The sequence below is a fragment of the Tardiphaga sp. genome (assembly GCF_044340795.1).
Lineage (GTDB): Bacteria > Pseudomonadota > Alphaproteobacteria > Rhizobiales > Xanthobacteraceae > Tardiphaga.
In genome coordinates this window covers 18262-38944 of the sequence record NZ_JBIISY010000032.1, presented here as the reverse complement: position 1 = coordinate 38944, position 20683 = coordinate 18262, and the positions used below count along the sequence as shown (strand labels likewise).

22 protein-coding genes and 1 tRNA gene are annotated in these 20683 nt (G+C 63.3%); 7 read left to right on the top strand and 16 right to left on the bottom strand.

The genetic code is table 11. The annotated features are described in order from the left end of the window. Positions 1–195: 195 nt before the first annotated feature. Positions 196–1449, top strand: coding sequence for a flavin monoamine oxidase family protein (locus ACIQ17_RS07920; RefSeq protein WP_398467167.1), 1254 nt, complete (start codon positions 196–198; stop codon positions 1447–1449). A gap of 90 nt (positions 1450–1539) precedes the next feature. On the opposite strand, the gene ACIQ17_RS07915 is transcribed toward ACIQ17_RS07920, so the two are convergent. From ACIQ17_RS07915 to ACIQ17_RS07905, 3 genes are read right to left on the bottom strand one after another with little or no spacing between them, the layout of a single operon-like run. Beyond that, on the bottom strand, positions 1540–1953 hold the full coding sequence (locus ACIQ17_RS07915) for a thiol-disulfide oxidoreductase DCC family protein (protein WP_398467165.1): 414 nt from the start codon (positions 1951–1953) through the stop codon (positions 1540–1542). Between the two features lie 5 nt (positions 1954–1958). Beyond that, complete coding sequence (locus ACIQ17_RS07910; RefSeq protein WP_398467163.1) at positions 1959–3275, bottom strand: SDR family oxidoreductase; 1317 nt, start codon at positions 3273–3275, stop codon at positions 1959–1961. Positions 3276–3285: 10 nt separating this feature from the next. After that, positions 3286–3756 carry a DUF2269 family protein gene (locus ACIQ17_RS07905; protein WP_398467161.1) on the bottom strand — a complete coding sequence of 157 codons (471 nt, stop codon included), beginning with the start codon at positions 3754–3756 and terminating at the stop codon, positions 3286–3288. 300 nt (positions 3757–4056) lie between these two features. On the opposite strand from ACIQ17_RS07905, the gene ACIQ17_RS07900 reads away from it, so the two are divergent. From ACIQ17_RS07900 to ACIQ17_RS07890, 3 genes are all read left to right on the top strand, one after another. Continuing rightward, a complete protein-coding gene (locus ACIQ17_RS07900; protein ID WP_211911316.1) occupies positions 4057–4566 on the top strand; it encodes a GNAT family N-acetyltransferase in 510 nt (169 codons plus the stop codon). A gap of 132 nt (positions 4567–4698) precedes the next feature. After that, on the top strand, positions 4699–5241 hold the full coding sequence (gene ppa / locus ACIQ17_RS07895) for an inorganic diphosphatase (RefSeq protein WP_398467158.1): 543 nt from the start codon (positions 4699–4701) through the stop codon (positions 5239–5241). A gap of 27 nt (positions 5242–5268) precedes the next feature. Beyond that, positions 5269–6744, top strand: a complete 1476-nt coding sequence (locus tag ACIQ17_RS07890) for a M20 family peptidase (protein ID WP_398467156.1) — start codon at positions 5269–5271, stop codon at positions 6742–6744. Positions 6745–6875: 131 nt separating this feature from the next. On the opposite strand, the gene folD is transcribed toward ACIQ17_RS07890, so the two are convergent. From folD to ACIQ17_RS07875, 3 genes are read right to left on the bottom strand one after another with little or no spacing between them, the layout of a single operon-like run. Next, positions 6876–7760 carry a bifunctional methylenetetrahydrofolate dehydrogenase/methenyltetrahydrofolate cyclohydrolase FolD gene (gene folD / locus ACIQ17_RS07885; RefSeq protein ID WP_398467154.1) on the bottom strand — a complete coding sequence of 295 codons (885 nt, stop codon included), beginning with the start codon at positions 7758–7760 and terminating at the stop codon, positions 6876–6878. Continuing rightward, a complete protein-coding gene (locus tag ACIQ17_RS07880) occupies positions 7757–8095 on the bottom strand; it encodes a DUF167 domain-containing protein (protein WP_398467152.1) in 339 nt (112 codons plus the stop codon). Before ACIQ17_RS07880 ends, folD begins: the two co-directional genes overlap by 4 nt. Before the next feature lie 5 nt (positions 8096–8100). Continuing rightward, the gene (locus ACIQ17_RS07875; RefSeq protein WP_398467150.1) at positions 8101–8391 is read right to left on the bottom strand and encodes a YggT family protein; all 291 of its coding nucleotides are present in this window, start codon (positions 8389–8391) and stop codon (positions 8101–8103) included. Between the two features lie 200 nt (positions 8392–8591). On the opposite strand from ACIQ17_RS07875, the gene ACIQ17_RS07870 reads away from it, so the two are divergent. After that, a tRNA-Ala gene (locus tag ACIQ17_RS07870) sits at positions 8592–8667 on the top strand. Positions 8668–8888: 221 nt separating this feature from the next. Here the strand turns inward: ACIQ17_RS07870 and ACIQ17_RS07865 are convergent. The 4 genes from ACIQ17_RS07865 to ACIQ17_RS07850 form a co-directional block, all read right to left on the bottom strand. Further along, a complete protein-coding gene (locus ACIQ17_RS07865) occupies positions 8889–9677 on the bottom strand; it encodes an SDR family NAD(P)-dependent oxidoreductase (RefSeq protein WP_398467148.1) in 789 nt (262 codons plus the stop codon). A gap of 245 nt (positions 9678–9922) precedes the next feature. Further along, entirely contained in the window at positions 9923–10402 is a 480-nt protein-coding gene (locus ACIQ17_RS07860; protein WP_398467146.1) for a TerB family tellurite resistance protein, read from the bottom strand. A gap of 166 nt (positions 10403–10568) precedes the next feature. After that, on the bottom strand, positions 10569–11978 hold the full coding sequence (locus tag ACIQ17_RS07855; protein ID WP_398467144.1) for an adenylate/guanylate cyclase domain-containing protein: 1410 nt from the start codon (positions 11976–11978) through the stop codon (positions 10569–10571). Positions 11979–12142: 164 nt separating this feature from the next. Then, positions 12143–13531 (bottom strand): cytochrome P450, encoded by a 1389-nt coding sequence (locus ACIQ17_RS07850; RefSeq protein WP_398467142.1) that lies wholly within the window; start codon positions 13529–13531, stop codon positions 12143–12145. 144 nt (positions 13532–13675) lie between these two features. Here ACIQ17_RS07850 and ACIQ17_RS07845 point away from each other — a divergent pair, with 144 nt between their 5' ends. Next, a complete protein-coding gene (locus ACIQ17_RS07845; RefSeq protein WP_398467140.1) occupies positions 13676–15364 on the top strand; it encodes an MFS transporter in 1689 nt (562 codons plus the stop codon). Between the two features lie 3 nt (positions 15365–15367). Here ACIQ17_RS07845 and ACIQ17_RS07840 read toward each other — a convergent pair whose 3' ends face one another. The 3 genes from ACIQ17_RS07840 to obgE form a co-directional block, all read right to left on the bottom strand. Beyond that, complete coding sequence (locus ACIQ17_RS07840; RefSeq protein ID WP_398467138.1) at positions 15368–15589, bottom strand: cysteine rich repeat-containing protein; 222 nt, start codon at positions 15587–15589, stop codon at positions 15368–15370. Between the two features lie 127 nt (positions 15590–15716). After that, on the bottom strand, positions 15717–16847 hold the full coding sequence (gene proB / locus ACIQ17_RS07835) for a glutamate 5-kinase (protein WP_398467136.1): 1131 nt from the start codon (positions 16845–16847) through the stop codon (positions 15717–15719). Between the two features lie 51 nt (positions 16848–16898). Beyond that, on the bottom strand, positions 16899–17948 hold the full coding sequence (obgE, locus tag ACIQ17_RS07830) for a GTPase ObgE (protein ID WP_398467134.1): 1050 nt from the start codon (positions 17946–17948) through the stop codon (positions 16899–16901). Positions 17949–18105: 157 nt separating this feature from the next. On the opposite strand from obgE, the gene ACIQ17_RS07825 reads away from it, so the two are divergent. Continuing rightward, on the top strand, positions 18106–19023 hold the full coding sequence (locus tag ACIQ17_RS07825) for a DMT family transporter (protein WP_398467132.1): 918 nt from the start codon (positions 18106–18108) through the stop codon (positions 19021–19023). Positions 19024–19063: 40 nt separating this feature from the next. On the opposite strand, the gene ACIQ17_RS07820 is transcribed toward ACIQ17_RS07825, so the two are convergent. From ACIQ17_RS07820 to rplU, 3 genes are all read right to left on the bottom strand, one after another. After that, the gene (locus tag ACIQ17_RS07820; protein ID WP_398467130.1) at positions 19064–19657 is read right to left on the bottom strand and encodes a GNAT family N-acetyltransferase; all 594 of its coding nucleotides are present in this window, start codon (positions 19655–19657) and stop codon (positions 19064–19066) included. 139 nt (positions 19658–19796) lie between these two features. After that, positions 19797–20069 (bottom strand): 50S ribosomal protein L27, encoded by a 273-nt coding sequence (gene rpmA, locus ACIQ17_RS07815; protein WP_211911333.1) that lies wholly within the window; start codon positions 20067–20069, stop codon positions 19797–19799. 107 nt (positions 20070–20176) lie between these two features. After that, a complete protein-coding gene (gene rplU / locus ACIQ17_RS07810; protein WP_398467127.1) occupies positions 20177–20563 on the bottom strand; it encodes a 50S ribosomal protein L21 in 387 nt (128 codons plus the stop codon). Positions 20564–20683: the final 120 nt, after the last annotated feature.

Sequence of the window (20683 nt, the reverse complement as noted above, 5' to 3'; positions counted from 1 at the left end):
CGTGCATTCACTGTGTTGTCATCGCCCGCGAAAGCGGGCGATCCAGTACGCGCCGGCCGTGCGCGTCATCCCTGTCGGTGTTTACTGGATTGCCCGGTCAAGCCGGGCAACGACAGATCGTGATTGGCTTGGGTTGAATATTTCGCCTAACCGACTATTCCCGTCACCGCGGATCCAGAGCAAAGCAGCCTCGCGATGAGTCAGAATCTCCCTTCCTCCGTCGATGTCGCCATCATCGGCGCCGGCGCCGCCGGTCTCGGCGCAGCGCGCACACTGGAAGGTTCCGGCCTGTCGGTCATCGTGCTCGAAGCCCGCGACCGTATCGGTGGCCGCGCCCATACCATCATGGCAGCGCCCGGTATTCCGTTCGATCTCGGCTGCGAATGGCTGCACTCCGCCGACAGGAACGACTTTGTCGGCATCGCCAAGCAGCTCGGCTTCAAGGTCGACAAGAACCGCCCACCCTGGCGCGAGCAGACCTATGATGCCGCCTTCTCGAAGGCGCAACGTCAGGAATTCTTCGCCGCGATGGATGCATTTTACGATCGTGCCGAAGAAGCTGCAGAGAACGACGAGGACGCGCCGGCCGCGACCTGTCTCGAGCCGGGCAATCCGTGGAATCCGATGATCGATGCGGTCTCCACTTATATCAACGGCTTCGAACTCAAGGACGTGTCGCTGCACGACATGGATTCCTATGAGGACACCGAGGTGAACTGGCGGCTGCCCGATGGCTACGGCACGCTGATCGCAGCCTATGGCGCACCATGTCCGGTGGCGCTGAATACGGAAGTGACGGTGATCGATCATTCAGGATCGCGCATTCGTATCGAGACCTCGCGTGGCACCGTGAGCGCCGCGAGCGTGATCGTCTGCGTGCCCACAAATCTCCTCGCTAACGAAAACATCCGTTTTCAACCGCCGCTGCCCGGAAAGGTCGAAGCCGCCGCCGGCCTGCCGCTTGGCGCGGACAACAAGGTGATGCTGGCATTGGATGACGCCGAGAAGTGGCCCGCCGATGTCGGCCTGCGCGGGTCATCGATCGCCACGGGCATTGGGAGTTTCCATCTGCGCCCATCCGGTCGCCCTTGTATCGCCGGCTTTTTCGGCGGCACTTTTGCACGCGAGATGGAGGATGCGGGTGAAGGTGCACTCGCGGCGCAGAGCATCGAGGAAATCGTAAAACTGCTGGGATCCGACATCCGCAGCAAGCTTACGCCGCTGGCCGAAAGCCGCTGGTGCCACGACCGCTTCGCACAGGGCGCCTATTCAGCCGCGAAGCCCGGCCATGCAGAGTCGCGTGCCGTGTTGGCGGCGCCGGTGGATGGTCGCCTCTTCTTTGCAGGCGAGGCGACCTCGCCAAACTTCTTCTCGACGGCGCATGGCGCGCGGGAGAGTGGCGAGCGAGCGGCGAAGGAAGTGATGGCGAAGAATCGTAGGATGGGTTGAGCGCAGGCGCAAAGCGCCGGAGCGATACCCATCACCACATACGCCGGAGCCCTCGGTGATGGGTATCGCTTCGCTCAACCCATCCTACGATCACGACTCGATCACCCTTTCCCGCAATGAGGCATCCGGTACCATGCAGACTTCGCTGCGACCGAAGATGCGATAGCGATTGCGCGCAACGAGATTGTAGACGGGATTGCGCAGCGCCGGGGGCACGGCGAACAGCACACGCACCCAGCCCCATCGCGGCAGTTGCGACAGCACCGTCAGCGCCGCGTCCGATTTGAAATACGCTTGGCCACCATGGATCACCGCATTGGTATCGGGATCGTTTGGATCGATGCCGAAATGCTGCGCAAGCCGGGTGCCGTAATCCGACTGGATCGGCGTGAAGCGAAAACGCTTTGCGACGTCACGTTTCGCCACGAAGCGCACCCAGCGCGAGCAGAAGATGCAGACGCCGTCATAGAGGATGATGTCATCGTCGGGCCATGCGGAAGGCATCATATTCACCTGTTGTCGAGCATCGCCAGGGCCACCAGCATCAGGATGATGGCCGGGCCGGTCTTCACCAGCGCGCCGAGCGGTTCGATCCAGAGGTCGGGCGCAAGCACGGCCGCGCCGAACATGTAGCCGAGCGATGCGAGGATGCCCCAGATCAATCCGATGGCGCTGGTCTTGCGGAACGCGATCAAGGCGCCGGTGGCCATGTCCATCAGGCTCGTGCCCACGGTGATGGGGGCGACCGACGCCGGCGGAAACTGATGGGCGGAGAGGATGCCGGCGGCTGCATCATAGGAGATGAACAGCGCGATGAAGCCGGACACGATCCAGAACAGCACGAGGCTGACGAAGATCACTGGCTTGAGCAGAAACAGGCGGGCGAACCATTTGTCCTGCACCGTGGCGGAGCGCCGGTTGACCATCTGCGCCAGTGTCAGCGGCGTGATACCGGTCGCGGTGATCCATGGTGCGGGATCGCCGGTTACGCCGCGGCGCAGTTCTGCGATCGCAGTCGTGCGGACCGGCGGGGTCCAGCCGAGGCGCGCAACGCCGTCGCCGAGTTTCGCGCCGAGATCGAGCAGGAAGCCCGGCAACCGGATTCGCGTGCTGCGGTCGGTGCCGAAGAATGTCCGGTAGCGATCGACGACGGCGCCGAGCGTCACAGGTTCCGGCTGCATCAGGTCCCAGACACGATGGGTGTCGCTGACATGTTGGCACAGCCAGGCAATCGTGGCCGCGATATCGTCCATCGCCACGGGCTGGAATGGACGGCTGGCGAGGTCGGATGGCAGATCGGCAACCGGCAGTGCCGCAAGCGCGCGAACCAGCGCGCTGCCGCCATAGGCTGCGGGCGCGATCACAAAACCCGGCCGCAGGATGGTGCTGCCGATTCCGGCATCCGCAATCAGTCGCTCGGCATCGCGCTTGGTCTTGCTGAAGGCGGTGCGGTCATGATCGGCCGTGCCGGGGATCGAGATATGCACCAGCTGGATCGGCTGCGCAGTGGCCTTGATGGCGGCCAGCAGTCTTGCGGTGAAGTCGCGATGTACGGCGGAGGTGTCCATGCCCGGGCCGTCCTGAAGAACGCCGAGGCAATTGACGACCATGTCGATCCGGCGTTCGACCATCAGGCGTGTGAGTTGATCCTGCGTCATCGCCGTGATCGGCGCTTCGACATCGTCCGTGCTGGTCTTTTGCGACGACGCGTAGTGCCGCGCGATCGCCGTGACGGCGAAGCCGCGCAGCCGCAGGTCCTCCGCGACATAGCGGCCGATCAGGCCGGAGCCGCCGAGCAGGAGGATGGTCTGGGATCGCGGCGGCATGGCAGGTCCTTCAGAACGAGGGCTTTGCGATCATCAGCCAGAGAATGGCGACCACCGCGCCGAAGCCCGGAAAGCCGAACCAGAACCAGCGTCGAAATAGCACGTGATAGCGCGGCGGCAGTGGTGCGTGATCGGCCACAGCCTGACGTGCGAGATTGCGCATCTCGATCTGCATGAACACCACCGGCAGCCAGAACAGGCCAGCGACCGCATAGAGAACGAGCGAGACGACGATCCATGGTTCGTTGGTGGTGGTCGAGGACATCTGCATCAGGAAGCCGCCGGTGAAGGGCTGCAGGATCACCGCACTGGTGGTGAACAGAAGGTCGGCGATGACCACGATTCCCGCGGTGGCGGCGATGAAGGCGGCGTCGCCGGAGCGATGCGCCATCAGCATGAAGAAGGCGATGCCCGCGCCGGTGCCCAGAATCACGATGGCGCCGAGGATGTGCAGAAACTTCAGAATGAAATAGGCAGTCATCGGATGCTCAACGGCCAAACAGGTATCCGGCTCTGCCTATCATGGCGTCGCTGCCGGGCAAGTGTAGTGGGCGCGAATCAGATGGTCGAGCGAACCGCAACAACACATGCGTGTAGCGGATTCACGCAGCGCGCATTTGAATGTGTCACGGTGGAGAACTGAGTCAGCCACTGACCCAAGCCGCAACGATCTGTCTTTTTCCGGGACAGTTTTTCACGGAACTGATGCAAAAATTCCACACATTAACTGATAATTAACGATGCTCTTGAAGCCGGCGCGGCGCGCTGCTTTGATCCGGTCATGAGCACAACCCTGATCGATGTTCGGCCGGCCAAGACTGCAGACGCAGTCGAAGTGGCGTCCACCCATGACGAAGCCTGGCGCGCCGCCTATCAGGGCCTGATCCCCGGTCCGGAACTGGAAAAGCTCATCAACCGCCGCGGCCCGCAATGGTGGGATTCGGCGATCCGCAAGGGCAGCCGCGTCAGCGTGCTGTGCTTCGGCGACAAGGTCGCGGGCTACGCCAATTACGGCCGCAACCGCGCCCGCAGCCTGCAGTTCGAAGGCGAGATCTACGAGCTCTATCTGCGTCCGGAATTCCAGGGCCTCGGCTTCGGCCGCCGCCTGTTTGCCTCGGCCAAGCGCGACCTCGTGCAGAGCGGGCTGAAGAGCCTCGTGATCTGGGCGCTGTCGGACAATGAAGGCGCGACGGAATTCTACCGCGCGCTGGGCGGCCGCATGGTAGCCCGTTCCTCGGAGCGATTCGGCGCCAAGTCGCTCGACAAGGTGGCCTTCGCCTGGAACGCCTGAGGTCAAACTCCGCTTTCCGGTATTTCTGCTAAGTCTTTCACCAATCGCGCGATTTCGCGCGGTTTGGCGTTGAAACCGGCGTCCCGCTCCGCTACCTCTCGCGCATCTGTCACGCGAATTCCGGAGCTTTCGATGCGTCTTGACGCTATCCCGCTCGGTGCCAAGGCGCCGCATGAAGTGAATGTCGTCATCGAAGTGGCGGTCGGCGGCGAGCCGATCAAATACGAGATGGACAAGGCCTCCGGCGCGCTGTTCGTCGATCGCTTCCTCTATACGCCGATGCGCTACCCCGGAAATTACGGCTTCATCCCGCACACCCTCTCGGGCGACGGCGATCCGTGCGACGTGCTGGTCGCCAATACCCGCGCCATCGTCCCCGGCGCCGTGATGGCCTGCCGTCCGGTCGGCGTGCTGCTGATGGAAGACGAAGGCGGCCAGGATGAGAAGATCATCGCCGTGCCGACCTCGAAGCTGACCCAGCGCTACGACAAGGTGAAGAACTACAGCGACCTGCCGCAGATCACGCTGGACCAGATCCAGCACTTCTTCGAGCACTACAAGGACCTCGAGCCCGGCAAGTGGGTGAAGGTGGTGCGCTGGGCGGACGCGGCCGAAGCGCATAAGCTGATCCAGGAAGGCATCGACCGCGCCAAGGCTGAAAAGGCCAAGGGTTAATAAGCGGGCGGCGCAGGGGGACATCCAATGCGCCGCATGCTGATCTGGCTTCGCAATATCATCCTCGTCGCGGTCGCCATTGTTGTGGTGCTCGCGGCGGTGGTTCTGGTGAATACGTTCCGGCAGGGCTCGAAACAGATTGCTGTTTCGCCGGCGCCGAAGGTCGCGGTGGATGAACAGGCCGCCGCACAACGCCTCGCGGAGGCGATCCGCTTCCAGACGATCTCCAACGCCTTCAATCCCGATCAGGCTGCCGTTCCGCTGCGCGCGATGCAGGCGCATCTCGCAGCCAGTTTCCCGGCTTTCCATGCTGCGACCAAGCTTGAGGTGGTCCGCGGCTACAGTCTGCTCTCCACGTGGCAGGGCAGCGATCCCGCAGCAGGTCCCATCGCGCTGCTCGCGCATCAGGATGTGGTGCCGGTGGCGCCCGGCACCGAGAAGGACTGGCAGCATCCGCCCTTCGACGGCGTTGTCGCCGATGGTTTCGTCTGGGGGCGCGGCTCCTGGGACGACAAGGGCAATCTGTACTCCATCCTCGAAGCGGCGGAAGCGCTGGCGAAGGCCGGCTTCCGTCCGAAGCGGACGATCTATTTTGCCTTTGGCCATGACGAGGAAGTCTCCGGCACCCGCGGCGCGCAGGCCATGGCAGCGCTGCTGAAATCGCGCGGCGTGAAGCTGGACTTCGTGCTCGATGAAGGCCTGCTGATCACCGAGGGAATTCTGAAGGGGCTCGACAAGCCGATGGCGCTGATCGGCGTCGCCGAGAAGGGCTATGCGACCCTGGTGCTGAACGCACGCGCGACGCCCGGTCATTCCTCGATGCCGCCGCGCGAGACCGCTATCGGCATGATGAGCACCGCGCTCACGCATCTGGAGAACGCGCGCCTGCCGATGCAGATCCGCAGCACGGTGGCGGAGATGTTTGCGACCATCGCGCCGGAGATGAGCGGCTTCAACCGCGTGGTGCTGTCGAATCTCTGGCTGTTCAAGCCGCTGCTGCTGCGCGAATTCGAGAAAAGTGGTCCGACGGAAGCGACGGTGCGGACGACCACGGCGCTGACGATCTTCAATGCCGGCGACAAGGACAATGTGTTGCCGGGAAATGCGGAAGCGGTGGTGAATTTCCGACTGCTGCCGGGCGACACGCAGGCGAGTGTCACCGAGCATGTGCGGAAAGTGGTCGGCAACGAGAAGATCGAGATTAAGCCGTATCCCGGCAACACCGATCCGCCGCCGGTAACGGGGATCGCGAGCGAGTCATATCGCGCGCTGAACACGACGATCCGCGAAGTGTTTCCCGATGCGCTGGTGGCGCCGGGGCTGATGGTGGCGGCGACGGATTCGCGGCACTATGCAGGGGTGACCGACAACATCTTCCGCTTCTCGCCGGTGCGGGCGAATTCGGAAGACCTCAAGCGCTTCCACGGGACGAATGAGCGGCTCAGCATAGCGAACTATGCGGATATGATCCGGTTTTATCGTCGGCTGATGGAGAAGCTGTAGGGAAGTAGTGCTTGCTCTCACTGTCATTGCCCGCGAAAGCGGGCAATCCAGTATGCGGCGGCGATTGTGATGATGCGCCGATAGCGGTGTCTACTGGGTCACCCGGTCAAGCCGGGTGACGACAAGATGGGTTAAACCGCCGGCGCCTTCAGCCCGTTGATCGCACAGGCGGCGCGCAGCGTGTTCACCAGCAAACACGCCACCGTCATCTGGCCGACGCCGCCCGGCACGGGGGTAATCGCACCCGCCGTCTTCAACGCTTCCTGATAGGCGACATCGCCCACCAGTTTCGATTTGCCATCCGCCGCCGGCAGGCGGTTGATGCCGACATCGATCACCGTGGCGCCGGGCTTGATCCAGTCGCCGCGCACCATTTCGGATTTGCCGACGGCGGCGAAGACGAGATCGGCCTGCGCGGTCAGCTTCGGCAGCTCTTTCGAACGAGAATGCGCGATGGTGACGGTGGCGTTCTCGTTGAGCAGCAATTGTACCAAAGGACGCCCGACGAGATTGGAGCGGCCGATCACGATGGCATTCATGCCTTCCAGTGATTTGTGGACGCTCTTCGCCAGGATGATGCAGCCGAGCGGCGTGCAGGGCGACAGCGCGTCCATGCCGCTGGCGAGGCGGCCGGCATTGACCGGGTGCAGGCCGTCGACATCCTTGGCGGGGTCGATGGCATTGATGACGGCCTGGGTATCGAGGCCCTTCGGCAGCGGGAGCTGCACGAGAATGCCATGCACCGAAGCATCAGCATTCAGCTTCTGCACCAGCGCGATCAGATCGGCCTGCGCGACATCGGCGGGCAGCACGTGCTCGAAGGACGCCATGCCGGCTTCCTGGGTCTGCTTGTGCTTGCTGCGCACATAGACCTCGCTGGCGGGATCATTGCCGACCAGCACCACGGCGAGGCCGGGGGTCAGGCCGTGATCCTTCTTCACGCGCGCCACTTCGGCGGCGACGCGGCCACGGAGTTCGGCGGCGATCACTTTTCCATCGATCACACTGGCGGTCATGCTGTGTCCTTGTCGTCAGATGGGCTGGCTGCGCAGTCGCGCAGCAGAAGCCCCAGTTTCTTGGGTTCGCCATTCACGGCGATCTGTTTGATGCGGGAGGTGGCGCCCGACAGCAGCCGGACATCCCGCTTCGGCACGCCGAGCTTTTTCGCGAGCAGCTCGGTCACGGCGCGATTGGCTTCGCCGCCTTCAGCAATGGCGCGGACGCGGACTTTCAGCACCGCGCGGCCATTGGCCATGGTCTCGATTCCGTCGATGTCGTCGCGGCCGCCGCGCGGTGTCACGCGGACGGCGATGCTGACGCCGTCAGCGCCGTATCGCCAAGGATCTGCCAACGGCCTCAGACGACGTTCGGATAGATGTAATAAGAGATCACCCGCTGCAGGAACATGATGATCAGGATCACGACGATCGGCGACAGGTCGAGGCCGCCGAGGCTCGGCAGCATCCGGCGGATCGGCGCCAGCACCGGCTCGGTGATGCGATAGAGGAACTCGCCGACGGCGGCGATGAACTGGTTGCGGGTGTTCACCACATTGAAGGCGATCAGCCACGAGAGAATCGCGGAGGCAATCAGCAGCCAGACGTAAAGATCGAGGACGATCAGCACGATATCGAGAACGGCGCGCATGGCGGGAGGGCTCAAAGGTTGGGTCGCGGGACAACCGGGTAAATATCGGTTCGCGGGTGTGCAAACAAGGGAAGCGGAGGCCGAAAAGGCCCGGAAAATCGAGACTTTGGGCCGGGGACCGGTCGTTCTTGACTTGCCGTTAACAGGGATTGTAAATGGCGCCCATTCCAGACCTGCGTCGTCACGGCGCAGTTCGTGAAGGGCCCATAGCTCAGCTGGGAGAGCGCGTCGTTCGCAATGACGAGGTCGGCGGTTCGATCCCGCCTGGGTCCACCACGCTTCGCCAAGAGGCTTCGCGTGGCGCAGCCGAGCAGAGCCTCTTGGCGAAGCGTGGTGTCCGGCGAAGCCCGCAGGGCGAAGACGGACAGAAGTTGAACTCCCGAAAACTTCGACATTGTAGGATGGGTTGAGCGCAGCGATACCCATCACCGCATGCGCCTGGCCGTGATGGGTATCGCTCCGGCGCTCCGCGCCTCCGCTCAACCCATCCTACAGCCCTAAACCTGCCCCACCCTGGTCAGCTGCAGCCTCGCCACCGCCCCCGCAATGAAGCTCCGCGGGAACAGGCGCAGCAGGATCGGCACGATCTTGATGCCCAATCCCGGAAACACCGTGCCCTTGTTCCCCATCAGGCTCTTGTAAGCCAGTGCCGCGACATCCTTTGGCGATACGCCGAGGATCATCGAATCCAGTCCCGGCTTGAATCCCGCTCGCGCCTGGAATTCCGAGGGCACCGGTCCGGGACAGAGCGCCGTGACACGCACGCCCTTGGGGCCAAGCTCCTGGCGCAGCGCTTCGGTGAAGGACAGCACATAGGCCTTGCTGGCGTAATAGACGGCCATGCCGGGCCCCGGTATCAGGCCGGCGATCGAACTCACATTGAGGATGCCGCCCTTGTGCCGGATCACCTGCGGCGCGAGGCGCAGCGACAAATCGGTGAGGGTGCGGACATTCAGATCGATCATGCGCAACTGGGTGTCGCGGTCCATGTCGACGGCGAAGCCGAACATGCCGAAGCCGGCATTGTTGATCAGATACTCGACGTCCACGCCGGCGCCTTGCAGCGCCTCCTCGATCTTCGCGCAGGCGTCAGGCTGTTCGAGATCACAGGGAATGACGATGGGCGCCGTGCCGCCAGCGGCGACGATCTCTGCGGAGAGCGCCGTCAGGCGATCGATGCGTCGTGCGACCAGTGCCAGGCGATGTTTGTTCGCGGCAAAGACACGAGCCATTTCGGCGCCAATCCCCGCCGACGCCCCTGTGATCAATGTTACGCGCTCAGTCACGGATATGCTCTGGCAATATGGGCTCAAGGGCGAAGAGTTCTAAACAACAGGCGTAATGAAGATAACATTCATGCGCAAGCGTGAATGGCCGGCAGCCGATGCGATCATCGAGCATAGCCGATCGCGCAATATAAAACTGTCAAAGAATGAAATTGGAGGGTGGGCAAAGGAGCGTGGCGACGCGTCCACCTTCAAATGCGCGGCTGGCGAAAGTGAGCACGCTGCCGCTTTGCCCGCCCTGCAAACTAAGCGATGGCGTCGGTCTCGGCTGCGTCGCCGGCGACGCGGCGCTTCAATTCGACGCGGTCGCGGGCGGAGACGCCGAGCAGGTCGGCAGCGCGCCAGACCACGTTTTCCTCGAACTCGCTGACCTTGCCATCAGCGAAAACAAGCTCCCACATCATCTCGACCAGACGGATGCGGCCGGGCTCATCCACCACGCGCATGATGACGCTGGTGAAGTGATAGAGATCGACAGCCTCGCCCTCGACCAGCGTCGCAGCTTCGATCAGGCGATCGGCGGTGCCGGGATCGAGCTCGAAACGCGTTTCGATCATGTTGTGCAGCTTGTCCTGCTCGATCTTGGATGGCGCGCCATCGATCGAAATCACATGGATCAGCAGCGCCGTTGCGGCGAGCCGGAATCCGGTGTCGTCGAACTTCTGGTCGGCCGTGGCATCGGGGGCCACAACATCTGTGATGAATTGGCGAAGTTTCTCGAGCATGGGATTTTATGAACCAGTGGGCGGGCCATGCGCCATGTGGCGAAAGAGCCCGGTAAATGAGCTCGTCGCGTTGTGACGCGTAAAGGGAACGCGCACAATACACTGTGGTTCCTGACGGCGTAATTACAGTTAAGTAAGTCTGCGTTTGACCTGTGACTCGGCGGTATCAGGGAATCTCATAGACTAAAACTTTGTCAGTAATGCCGCGTAAGGCGGCAGTCTTCTCGATGGGAGCGGTGCTGGATTGCTGCAGGATAGCCTCCACTGCCTTCGAAGACATCACAGGCGATGTCACATGAATGGATTGTGATGTGGCGAGCCCCTGGACACGGGCAGCGATATTCACGGTCTGGCCGAAATAATCCTGCCGCTCATTGAGCATCACAGCGAGGCACGGGCCTTCGTGGATTCCGATCTTGACGACGAGATCGCGGGTTTCGCGTTCGTCATTCAGTCGCTCCATGGCCCTGCGCATCTCGAGCGCGGCAAGCAGCGCCTGTTCGGGGTGGGTGAAGGTCGCCATCACGCTGTCCCCGATGGTCTTGACCACAGCACCGCCTTCGGCCGCAATGATGTCGAGCAGCGCATGGAAATGTGCGCGCACCAGATCGAAAGCAGCGAGGTCGCCGACCCGCTCATACAGTGCAGTGGAGCCCTTGAGATCAGTGAACAGGAAGGTCAGCGAGGTGATCTTCAGGCGCTGGTCGATATTGAGATTGTCGGCCTTGTAGAGATCGCGAAATGTCTGATTGCTGAGAATACGCTTGGCCGTGAGGAATGGCTTGCGCTTGCCAATCAGGTGGTGGAGGCCCTCGGCTGCGACGAAGACCGACGGCAGCACGCGTACTTCGGTCTGGTTCTCGAGGGATAATCGCAACGGTCCGGGTTGCAGCTTGATTGTGCCGGTTGGCGCATGCATGCGGTTGTAGAGCAGCGACAGGTGCTGGCGTTCCTTGCTCGGTTCGCCCTGCACGTCGATAAACTGCGCGGAGTGGGTCACTGGCTCGAACACGATAACGAATTCCGACGGCAGATGCAGCGACATGACGGCCTTCTCATGTGCCGGCAATTCCATGGCGTCCAGCGTGACTTCGTTGGTCAGCGATGCGAAATTGTCCTCATTGAGATCGACGCCCGAACTCCAGAAGATCTGTTTGAAATAGTCCCAGAGCGGCAACGTATTGGGATCATGCGCGGCGATGTGCCGGACCCGCGGCGCGACCGTGAAGGCCACCTCGACCTGTTCGTCGACGGACGCCTCGTAGCCGCAGGCACAGAGGCCGCAATGGTAGTCGTCATGGCGCAGCGATTTCAACGTGCTGTGCGCGTCGAGGACGCCGCTGCAGCCGGGGCACAGCACGTTCCAGGTCAAGTCGAACAGGCCGAGTCGGGAGGCGTGCAGGAAGCCGGAGATGACCCGCTCCTCGTTGAGGCCACAGCGTGCCGCAAAGTCGAGCACGTTGACCCGGTTGAGTTCGTGATCCGCGCCGTGCCGGATCAGTTGTGCGATGGCGTCCGCCACGGCGGGATCCGTCGCCTGGTTCAACGTGTCAAATTGCGCCTGAACATCGCTCATGGCCTTAATCTATGCCAAAGGGGCGATGCGTCCAAGGATGTCTCCGGCCGAGTTGTTCAGCAGATACACATCCGGCATCGTGATACTGCCGAAGCGTCTCTGCCGGATGCGCCGAACCTGCATAGCAGCCGACGCCGCTGCCCGCCGAGCGATGGACAAGGCGTTCAGCGCCGCTCGATCCGAAACATCGGCGAGCGATCCGGCTGTGTGGTCACCACCCCCACCGGCATGACCGGCTCGCGCTCCGGCAGCGTGACCCGGTAATTTCCGATGATCTTCGCCAGCGCCAGCGTGGCCTCGACAATCGCGAAATGGGCGCCGATGCACACGCGTGCGCCGACGCCGAAAGGCAGATAGGCAAAGCGGTCCGGCTGCGGATGGCCGGGCATGAAGCGCTGCGGCATGAAGGCGTTGGGTTCAGGCCAGCGCTTCTCGTTCCGGTGCAGCAGCCAGGGGGCGATCAGCACGATGTCGTTCTTCGCCACGGCCATGCCGCTCACCGTATCGGGCGCGCGGGCGGCGCGGGCGATCAGGAAGGCCGGCGGATAGAGCCGCATGGTCTCGTCGATGACCGCGCGCGTAAATTTCAGGCGGTCGAGATCCAGCGCGCCGGCGGCCATTGCTGTGCGAGCCTCGATGGCCACCTGCTCCTGCGTGGCGGGATCGAGCGTCATCAGATACAGCGCCCAGAACAGCGCCGTCGCCGTGGTTTCGTGACCGGCGAGGATCATGGTGGCGACCTGGTCGCCGAGCTGGTCGTCGGTGAATGCGGTGCCGGTTTCCGGATCACGCGCCGCCAGCATCAATTCGAACAGGTCGCGCGGCGGGGCATCGTCGGCCTTTCCGGCGGCGCGGCGCTCGGCCACCAGCATGGCGACGAAGCGGGTCCAGCGGCGTCGGAAACGCCAGCGCGGAAAGTCCTGCGGGGTCGGCCATCCCGCGGGTAGCAGCAGGTCGAAGAAATGTGGCCGGGCAAGGGTCTCGCCATATTCCATCACGAAGTCGCGCAGCACCTTGCCGTGCTTGGCCATGCCATAGGAGAACATGGTGCGCCCGGCGATCTCCAGCGTCATGCGCTGCATGATCTCGCGCAGGTCCACCGGCTCGCCGGTCCTGCCCTGCAGGTCCTCCACGGTCTCGTCGATGGCCGAGAGCATATGCGGCACCAGGGTCCCCACCGCGCGCGGCGTGAAGGCGGGCGCCAGGGTGCGGCGCTGGTGCTTCCACACGCGTCCCTCGGCGGTCAGAAGGCCATCACCGAGCAGCGGCCGAAGCACGCGGAAGGCGGCCGGTGTGCGGGTATAGTTCTCGTAATTGTCCACCAGCACATGGCGGATGGCATCGGGGTCGTTGAGGATGAAGCTGGCATGGCCGAAGAAACGGCCCTTGATGATGTCGTCTTCATAGGCCTTCTGGCCCCAGGTCTCGATGGCACTGCGGCGCATCGCCGCCATCCGCGCGCGCGCCGTCATGTCCTCGGGCGCACGCGGCGGCGCCGGGGGCACCACGCGACGTGTCGGGGCAGGAAAGTCGTAGACCTCGGCAATGCTCACGGCAGGCCTCGCATCTGGTGAGGAAGCCGGATGATATCACCGGATGAATCCGGCGTCATGAAGACGTGTTGTTTGCAGGTGCAGCATCGATTTGTAACGCAGCGACTGGACAGGCACCGCAAATCGCAGGCATCAACGGAGACAATGACGGACACGCTGAAGCCGACCTCCACCCCATTGCCCTCTGACGGAATTGCGGCGCCACTGCGCTATCCGGTATTCCGGCGCATCTGGCTGGCCAGCCTGCTGTCCAATCTCGGCCTGATGATCCAGAGCGTCGGCGCCGCCTGGGCGATGACGCAGATGACGGCGTCGGCCGACAAGGTGGCGCTGGTGCAGACGGCCCTGATGCTGCCGATCATGATCCTGGCCATGCCGGCGGGTGCGTGGGCCGACATGTATGACCGGCGCATGGTGTCGCTGGCATCATTGACGCTGTCGCTGGTCGGCGCCACGGCGCTCACGCTCATGGAATGGACCGGCCATATCACGCCGAACATCCTGCTCGCCTTCTGCTTCGTCATCGGCAGCGGCATGGCGCTGTTCGGTCCGGCCTGGCAGTCCTCGGTAGGCGAACAGGTGCCGCCGGAAGTATTGCCGCCGGCAGTGGCGCTCAGCGGCATCAGCTACAATATCGCACGCAGTTTCGGCCCGGCGATCGGCGGCGTCATTGTGGCGGCGGCGGGTGCTGTTGCCTCGTTCGGCGCGAACGCGCTTCTTTATGTGCCCCTGTTCATCGTCCTGCTGTTCTGGCGCCGCAAGGTCGAGGTGTCGCGGCTGCCGCGGGAGCGGCTGAACCGGGCCATGGTCTCGGGCATCCGCTACATCGCCAATTCGCCGTCGATCAAGATTTCGCTGGCGCGTACATTGATCACCGGCATCTGTGGCGGCTCGATCTCCGCTCTGATGCCACTGGTGGCACGCGACCTGCTGCATGGCGGCGCGCAGACCTATGGCATCATGCTCGGCGCCTTCGGCATGGGTGCCGTGATCGGCGCGATGAATATCGGTCCGATCCGCAAGCATTTTTCCGGCGAGACCGCGATCCGCGGCTGCGCGCTGGTCATGGGCATGGCGATCATCGGCGTCGCCATCTCGACCGAGCCGGTGCTGACCGCAGCATCGCTGGTGGTCGCCGGCGCAGTCTGGATGGCTGCAATTGCCTTGCTGAATATCGGGGTGCAGCTTTCGGCGCCCCGCTGGGTCGCCGGTCGCTCGCTGGCGGCGTTTCAGGCGGCGATCGCCGGCGGTGTGGCCATCGGCAGCTGGGGCTGGGGCCGGCTCACCGACATGGTCGGCGTCGAATGGGCGCTGATCGTGTCGGGCATCGCGATGTTCGCCTCGCCCCTGTTTGGGCTGATCTGGCGGATGCCGCCGACCGGCGCGCGCGACGAGGATGCAGAACGGCTCGAGGATCCCGAAGTGCAGTTGCAACTCACCGCGCGCAGCGGGCCGCTGGTGGTGGAGATCGAATATCGCGTCGACCAGGAACAGGCGCGCGCCTTTCACGGCGTGATGCAGGATGTGCAGTTGTCACGGCAGCGCAACGGGGCCTATGGCTGGTCGATCGCGCGCGACATTTCCGATCCGGAACTCTGGACCGAGCGCTATCACTGCCCCACCTGGCTGGATTTCCTGCGCCAGCGCAACCGCACCACGCAGTCCGAACGGGCGCTGTACTTGCGGGCGGCGGGCTTCCATCTGGGGCCCGATCCGGTTCGCGTGCGCCGCATGCTGGAGCGGCCCTTCGGTTCGGTGCGCTGGAAGGAAGAAACGCCGGACCGCGCCGCGACAGAAGTGCTGCCCGCCTCGACGCCGGCAGGCAGCAGCTGAAGCTTACTGTCCGTTATCGGCGAGCACCTTCGCGCAGGCCTTGCCGAGCTTGCTGCGATGTTCCTTTAGGCAGCTCAGAACGACCATGTCGCCATCATTCATCTTGGCGCGGCAGAAGCGCGATGCGTCACGTGAGCAGGCGTTCTGATTGGCGGGCGTGTTGCCTGGCTGCGCCAGCACGGGTGTGGCGAGCAGCAGGAACGGCACGATCAAAAGACGTTTCATGGCAATGACTCCCTGATCAAACGGTCAGTATCGAATGCGCGCGCAGACAAGACCGCGCGCATGGCGCAAAGATGGCGGGAACCCGCGCTGCGCCAGGCGTCACCGTTGGGAAGTAATGAAACGAAAGTTAGTTCCGTGAACCGCCGATCACCAGATCGTCGCGATGGATCATCTCGACGCGGCCGGTGATACCGAGAATGTTCATCGCATCCGGCGATGAGCGTCCCTTGATCTTCTCCGCATGCTCGGCGTCATAGGCAACGAGGCCACGGCCGATCTCATGCGCATCGGGATCGCGCACGATCACTGCATCGCCGCGCGAAAACGCGCCATCGACGCGGATCACGCCGGCGGGCAACAGGCTCTTGCCCGCACGCAATGCGGCGACGGCGCCTGCATCGATGGTGAGCGTGCCCTTCGGCTCCAGCGAACCGGCGATCCAGCGTTTTCGTGCCGTGACGGGATTCGCCGGCGTCAAGAACCAGGTGCAGCGTCCGCCATCGGCGATGGCCTGCAGCGGATGATCGATCTTGCCCGAGGCGATGATCATATGCGTGCCGGCGGTGGTGGCGATCTTGCCGGCTTCGATCTTGGTGTACATGCCACCGCGCGAGAGTTCGGACTCTGCAGCGCCCGCCATGCTCTCGATATCGGCCGTGATGTGCTCGACCACCGGAATGAGCTTCGCATCGGGATTGGCACCGGGCGGTGCGGTGTAGAGGCCGTCGATATCCGACAGCAACACGAGCAGGTCCGCCGACGTCATGGTGGCGACACGCGCGGCCAGGCGATCATTGTCGCCGTAGCGGATCTCGTTGGTGGCGACGGTGTCGTTCTCGTTAATCACGGGCACCGCGCGCCACTCCAGCAGCTTGCCGATGGTCGAGCGCGCATTGAGATAGCGGCGGCGTTCCTCGGTGTCCTGCAGGGTGACGAGAATCTGGCCGGCTCCGATGCCGTGATGGCCGAGCACTTCGGACCAGATGCGGGCGAGGGCGATCTGCCCGACGGCGGCCGCGGCCTGGCTTTCTTCGAGTTTCAGCAGACCGCGCGGCAGCTTCAGGCGATGACGGCCAAGCGCAATCGAGCCGGAGGAGACCACGAGCACATCGCGCCCATCTGCATGCAGCTTGGCGATATCGGCGGCGAGCGCCGCCAGCCATCCCGCGCGCACCTCGCCGATCGCGTGGTCGATCAGCAGCGACGAGCCGACCTTGACGACGATCCGGCGGAAGTTCTTGAGATCAGGGCGCGACATGGTGCGAGGCTTTGGCAGGCGTGTAATGCAGTTGTCTTGGCGTGCGTATAATCAGCTGGTGATGGGCGCCCATGGCTCGGCCTGGGCCGCAGACTTCGCCTTGTCGGACACCGGCGCTTCGCCGATCACCTCGACCAGCGCGCGCAGCGCTTCGGGCACGCCGTCGCCTGTCGCGCCGGAGATCAGCAGCGGGGTCTTCTTCGACGCGCGCTTCACGCGATCCTTCTGCTTCTTCAGTTCGTCCGGCTCGACAGCGTCGATCTTGTTCAGCGCCACGATCTCGATCTTGTCCGAGAGATCGCCGGCATAGGCTTCCAGCTCGCCGCGCACGGTCTTGTAGGCCTTGCCCGCATGTTCGCAGGTGGCGTCGATCAAATGCAGCAGCACGCGGCAGCGCTCGACGTGGCCCAAGAATCTGTCGCCGAGGCCCGCGCCTTCATGGGCGCCCTCGATCAGGCCGGGAATGTCGGCCAGCACGAATTCGCGGCCATCGCTGTTCACGACGCCGAGCTGCGGATGCAGCGTGGTGAAGGGATAGTCGGCGATCTTCGGCCGCGCAGCCGAGACCTTCGACAGGAACGTCGATTTGCCGGCATTGGGCAGGCCGACCAGGCCGGCATCGGCGATCAGTTTCAGCCGCAGCCAGATCCAGCGCTCCTGGCCGGGCTGGCCGGGATTGGCATTGCGCGGGGCACGGTTGGTCGAGGACTTGAAGTGGGCATTGCCGAAGCCGCCATTGCCGCCTTCGGCCAGCACGAATGTCTCGCCGAGCTTGGTGAAGTCGTGGATCAGCGTCTCTTTGTCTTCGTCGATGATCTGGGTGCCAACCGGCACTTTCAGCGTGATCGAGGAGCCATTGGCGCCGTGGCGATCCTTGCCCATGCCATTGACGCCCTTCGGCGCCTTGAAATGCTGCTGGTAGCGATAGTCGATCAGCGTGTTGAGGCCGTCGACGACCTCCACGATCACGTCGCCGCCGCGCCCGCCATTGCCGCCGGAGGGGCCACCGAATTCAATATACTTCTCGCGGCGGAAGGCCACGCAGCCGTTACCACCGTCGCCGGAGCGAATGTAAACCTTGGCTTCATCGAGGAATTTCATGGCGTATCCGTATCGCAGGGGGCTGTTTGCGGCAACAACTCATCGCCGCGAGCAAGGCTGCCTTGCTGCGGTTTCAATCGCGTCCTAAAGGACAATGGATTGCTGTTAACCAATGTCGTGCTGCACGACCTGCGCAGCCGCTTCCCTACAGGCGCATATGGGCATGTTTGCGACCATTTCGACCGCGGCGGACAATCGCGCCGCCCGGATTGCGGGTATCGGCCTGATGCTTGCGGGGATCGCCATGTTCTCCTGCGGCGACGCCATCGGCAAATATCTGGTTTCGACCTATTCGGTCGGGCAATTGATGTTCCTGCGCGCCATCGCGGCCCTGACCCTGCTGGCGCCGATGATCTGGCGGCATCGCGGGGGTTTTCTCACGCTGGACCGGCCGGGGCTGCAGGTGCTGCGCGTGGTGCTGTCGACGCTGGAGGTTGCGGCCTTCTTCTGGGCGGCGGGTTATCTGCCGCTGGCTGACGTCATTACCTATTATCTGGCCTGCCCGATCTTCGTCACCGCGGGCTCGGCGATCTTCTTGCGCGAATCTGTCGGGTGGCGGCGCTGGAGCGCGGTGTTTGTCGGCTTCGTGGGTGTGATCATCGCGTTGAAACCATCGGCGCAGATGGTGACCTGGCCGGCTCTGATCGCGCTGGGCGGCAGCCTGTCCTTTGCGGCGCTGATGCTGATCACGCGATCGCTGCGCTCTGCGCCGGATGTGGTGCTGGCGACGTCGCAATTCGTCGGCACCTTCACCTTCGGTGCGGTGCTGACCACATTCGGCTGGGTGACGCCGGGTTTTGGTGATCTCGGCCTGTTCTTCCTGGCCGGTGTGGTGTCGATCGGCGCACTGATGTGCGTGAATCGCTCGCTGAAGCTGGCGCCGGCGAGCGTCGTGGTGCCGTATCAATACACGATGATCATCTGGGCGGTGATCTTCGGCTATCTGATCTTCGATGAGCTGCCGGCATCGGCGACGCTGATCGGCGCGACGATCATCATCGCGGCGGGGCTCTATATTTTCCTGCGCGAGCAGCGTTTGGGCAAGATTGCGGACGAGGTGCCGCCGGCGGTGTGATCTTTCTTCCCTCTCCCACAAAGGGAGAGGGAAGAAGCATTCATCTCCGCGTCGAGCTCGCCCAGTTCTTCAGCGAGCTCCACACGCCGCGGGACAGCTTGAAGCAATCCACCGGCGTCGACGATCCGATCGCCTCGAAGCGATGCAACTGCACGCCGGTCCACTGGAAGCCGCACTTTTCGAGAATGTTGCGCGACGCCGGGTTCGCCACGCGCGCGCCTGCGATCAGTTGATCGATGGCGAATTCCTCAAACGTGTAGTCGATCGCCGCGCGCACGGCTTCTGTGGCGTAACCGCGGCCCCAGTGCGCGACGCCCAGCCAGTAGCCGAGTTCCGGCAGGTCCGGCTCACGCCAGTCGATGCCGACCATGCCGATGGGGCGGTAATCGAGCTCGATCAGGAACACCGCGTCAGTGGCGGCCTCGTCATGCAGCGAGCCGACGAACTGTTCCGCATCATTCTGCGAATAGGGATGCGGCAGCCGGCGGGTGTTCTCGGCAATGCGGCGGTCGTTCGCAAGTTCGGTCACCGCAATGGCATCGGCCATCACGGGCTTGCGCAAGGTCAGGCGCTGCGTTTGCAGAACTGCTGGTCTGCTCTCGCTCAGGCGGGGTGTTGGAATATCCTGCAGCATTGTCGGCTCCTGCAATGCGCCCCGAAGCGACGCACCAAACGAAAAGGGGAGGCCGGTTTCCCGCCTCCCCTCTGGAGCCCAATTCTGGCGCTCCGCCGGTTCAACAGGACCCGGCGGACTCCATGTGAGTGTCCACCGTCTATTCGGCCGCGGCCTGGGTGATCGGGAGTACCGACACGAAGGTGCGACCGTTGGCTTTGGCTTTAAACTCCACGCGACCTTCGACCTTGGCGAACAGGGTATGATCCGTGCCCATGCCGACATTAAGGCCGGGGTGCCAGGTGGTGCCGCGCTGACGCGCAATGATGTTGCCGGGAATCACGCGCTCGCCGCCGAATGCCTTGACGCCAAGACGCTTGCCAGCTGAATCGCGGCCGTTGCGCGATGAACCGCCTGCTTTTTTATGAGCCATAGCTCGTCTCCGATCTCGATCGATTCAAAGATCAATTCCTCGCGGGAATTGTCTCACGGATTTTCAAATTTGCGCAGCGGATAATTCCGCTGCTGCAGCGATTCTATTTACTCGGCCGCTTCGGCCGGAGCGGCCTTCGGGGCGGCGGCCTTCTTCGGGCGCGGGCCCTTGGTCGGCGACTTGCCATCGGCGAGGATCTCGCTGATGCGGACGAGGGTCAGCTCGTCACGATAACCACGCTTGCGCTTCGAATGCTTGCGGCGGCGCTTCTTGAAAGCGATGACCTTGGGGCCGCGCTTGTGGTCGAGAATTTCAACCGCAACGCTGGCGCCAGCAACGGTCGGCACGCCGAGCACCGGCGTATCGCCGCCGAGCACGAGCACTTCACCAAGCTGCACGATCGTGCCGGCTTCGCCAGCGATCTTGCCAATCTCAAGTACATCATCCGGAACGACACGGTACTGCCGGCCGCCGGTTTTGATGACTGCGAACATCGTTCTAATCCTTCGTGTTCGATCCCGTCCTCGGATCAAGCGACAAACAATCGCTCCGGGACGGCTTTTTGTTCAGTCGATAAGGGTTTGAAGTTTTTGCGTTTTCTGGCCGACGTTGCG

What these genes read in the sequence shown, in the direction of transcription:
- ACIQ17_RS07920 (WP_398467167.1), top strand. Translation starts at nt 196, where the DNA reads ATGAGTCAGAATCTCCCTTCCTCCGTCGATGTCGCCATCATCGGCGCC.
- ACIQ17_RS07915 (WP_398467165.1), bottom strand. Translation starts at nt 1,953, where the DNA reads ATGCCTTCCGCATGGCCCGACGATGACATCATCCTCTATGACGGCGTC.
- ACIQ17_RS07910 (WP_398467163.1), bottom strand. Translation starts at nt 3,275, where the DNA reads ATGCCGCCGCGATCCCAGACCATCCTCCTGCTCGGCGGCTCCGGCCTG.
- ACIQ17_RS07905 (WP_398467161.1), bottom strand. Translation starts at nt 3,756, where the DNA reads ATGACTGCCTATTTCATTCTGAAGTTTCTGCACATCCTCGGCGCCATC.
- ACIQ17_RS07900 (WP_211911316.1), top strand. Translation starts at nt 4,057, where the DNA reads ATGAGCACAACCCTGATCGATGTTCGGCCGGCCAAGACTGCAGACGCA.
- ppa (WP_398467158.1), top strand. Translation starts at nt 4,699, where the DNA reads ATGCGTCTTGACGCTATCCCGCTCGGTGCCAAGGCGCCGCATGAAGTG.
- ACIQ17_RS07890 (WP_398467156.1), top strand. Translation starts at nt 5,269, where the DNA reads ATGCGCCGCATGCTGATCTGGCTTCGCAATATCATCCTCGTCGCGGTC.
- folD (WP_398467154.1), bottom strand. Translation starts at nt 7,760, where the DNA reads ATGACCGCCAGTGTGATCGATGGAAAAGTGATCGCCGCCGAACTCCGT.
- ACIQ17_RS07875 (WP_398467150.1), bottom strand. Translation starts at nt 8,391, where the DNA reads ATGCGCGCCGTTCTCGATATCGTGCTGATCGTCCTCGATCTTTACGTC.
- ACIQ17_RS07860 (WP_398467146.1), bottom strand. Translation starts at nt 10,402, where the DNA reads ATGCTCGAGAAACTTCGCCAATTCATCACAGATGTTGTGGCCCCCGAT.
- ACIQ17_RS07855 (WP_398467144.1), bottom strand. Translation starts at nt 11,978, where the DNA reads ATGAGCGATGTTCAGGCGCAATTTGACACGTTGAACCAGGCGACGGAT.
- ACIQ17_RS07845 (WP_398467140.1), top strand. Translation starts at nt 13,676, where the DNA reads ATGACGGACACGCTGAAGCCGACCTCCACCCCATTGCCCTCTGACGGA.
- ACIQ17_RS07840 (WP_398467138.1), bottom strand. Translation starts at nt 15,589, where the DNA reads ATGAAACGTCTTTTGATCGTGCCGTTCCTGCTGCTCGCCACACCCGTG.
- proB (WP_398467136.1), bottom strand. Translation starts at nt 16,847, where the DNA reads ATGTCGCGCCCTGATCTCAAGAACTTCCGCCGGATCGTCGTCAAGGTC.
- obgE (WP_398467134.1), bottom strand. Translation starts at nt 17,948, where the DNA reads ATGAAATTCCTCGATGAAGCCAAGGTTTACATTCGCTCCGGCGACGGT.
- ACIQ17_RS07825 (WP_398467132.1), top strand. Translation starts at nt 18,106, where the DNA reads ATGGGCATGTTTGCGACCATTTCGACCGCGGCGGACAATCGCGCCGCC.
- ACIQ17_RS07820 (WP_398467130.1), bottom strand. Translation starts at nt 19,657, where the DNA reads ATGCTGCAGGATATTCCAACACCCCGCCTGAGCGAGAGCAGACCAGCA.
- rpmA (WP_211911333.1), bottom strand. Translation starts at nt 20,069, where the DNA reads ATGGCTCATAAAAAAGCAGGCGGTTCATCGCGCAACGGCCGCGATTCA.
- rplU (WP_398467127.1), bottom strand. Translation starts at nt 20,563, where the DNA reads ATGTTCGCAGTCATCAAAACCGGCGGCCGGCAGTACCGTGTCGTTCCG.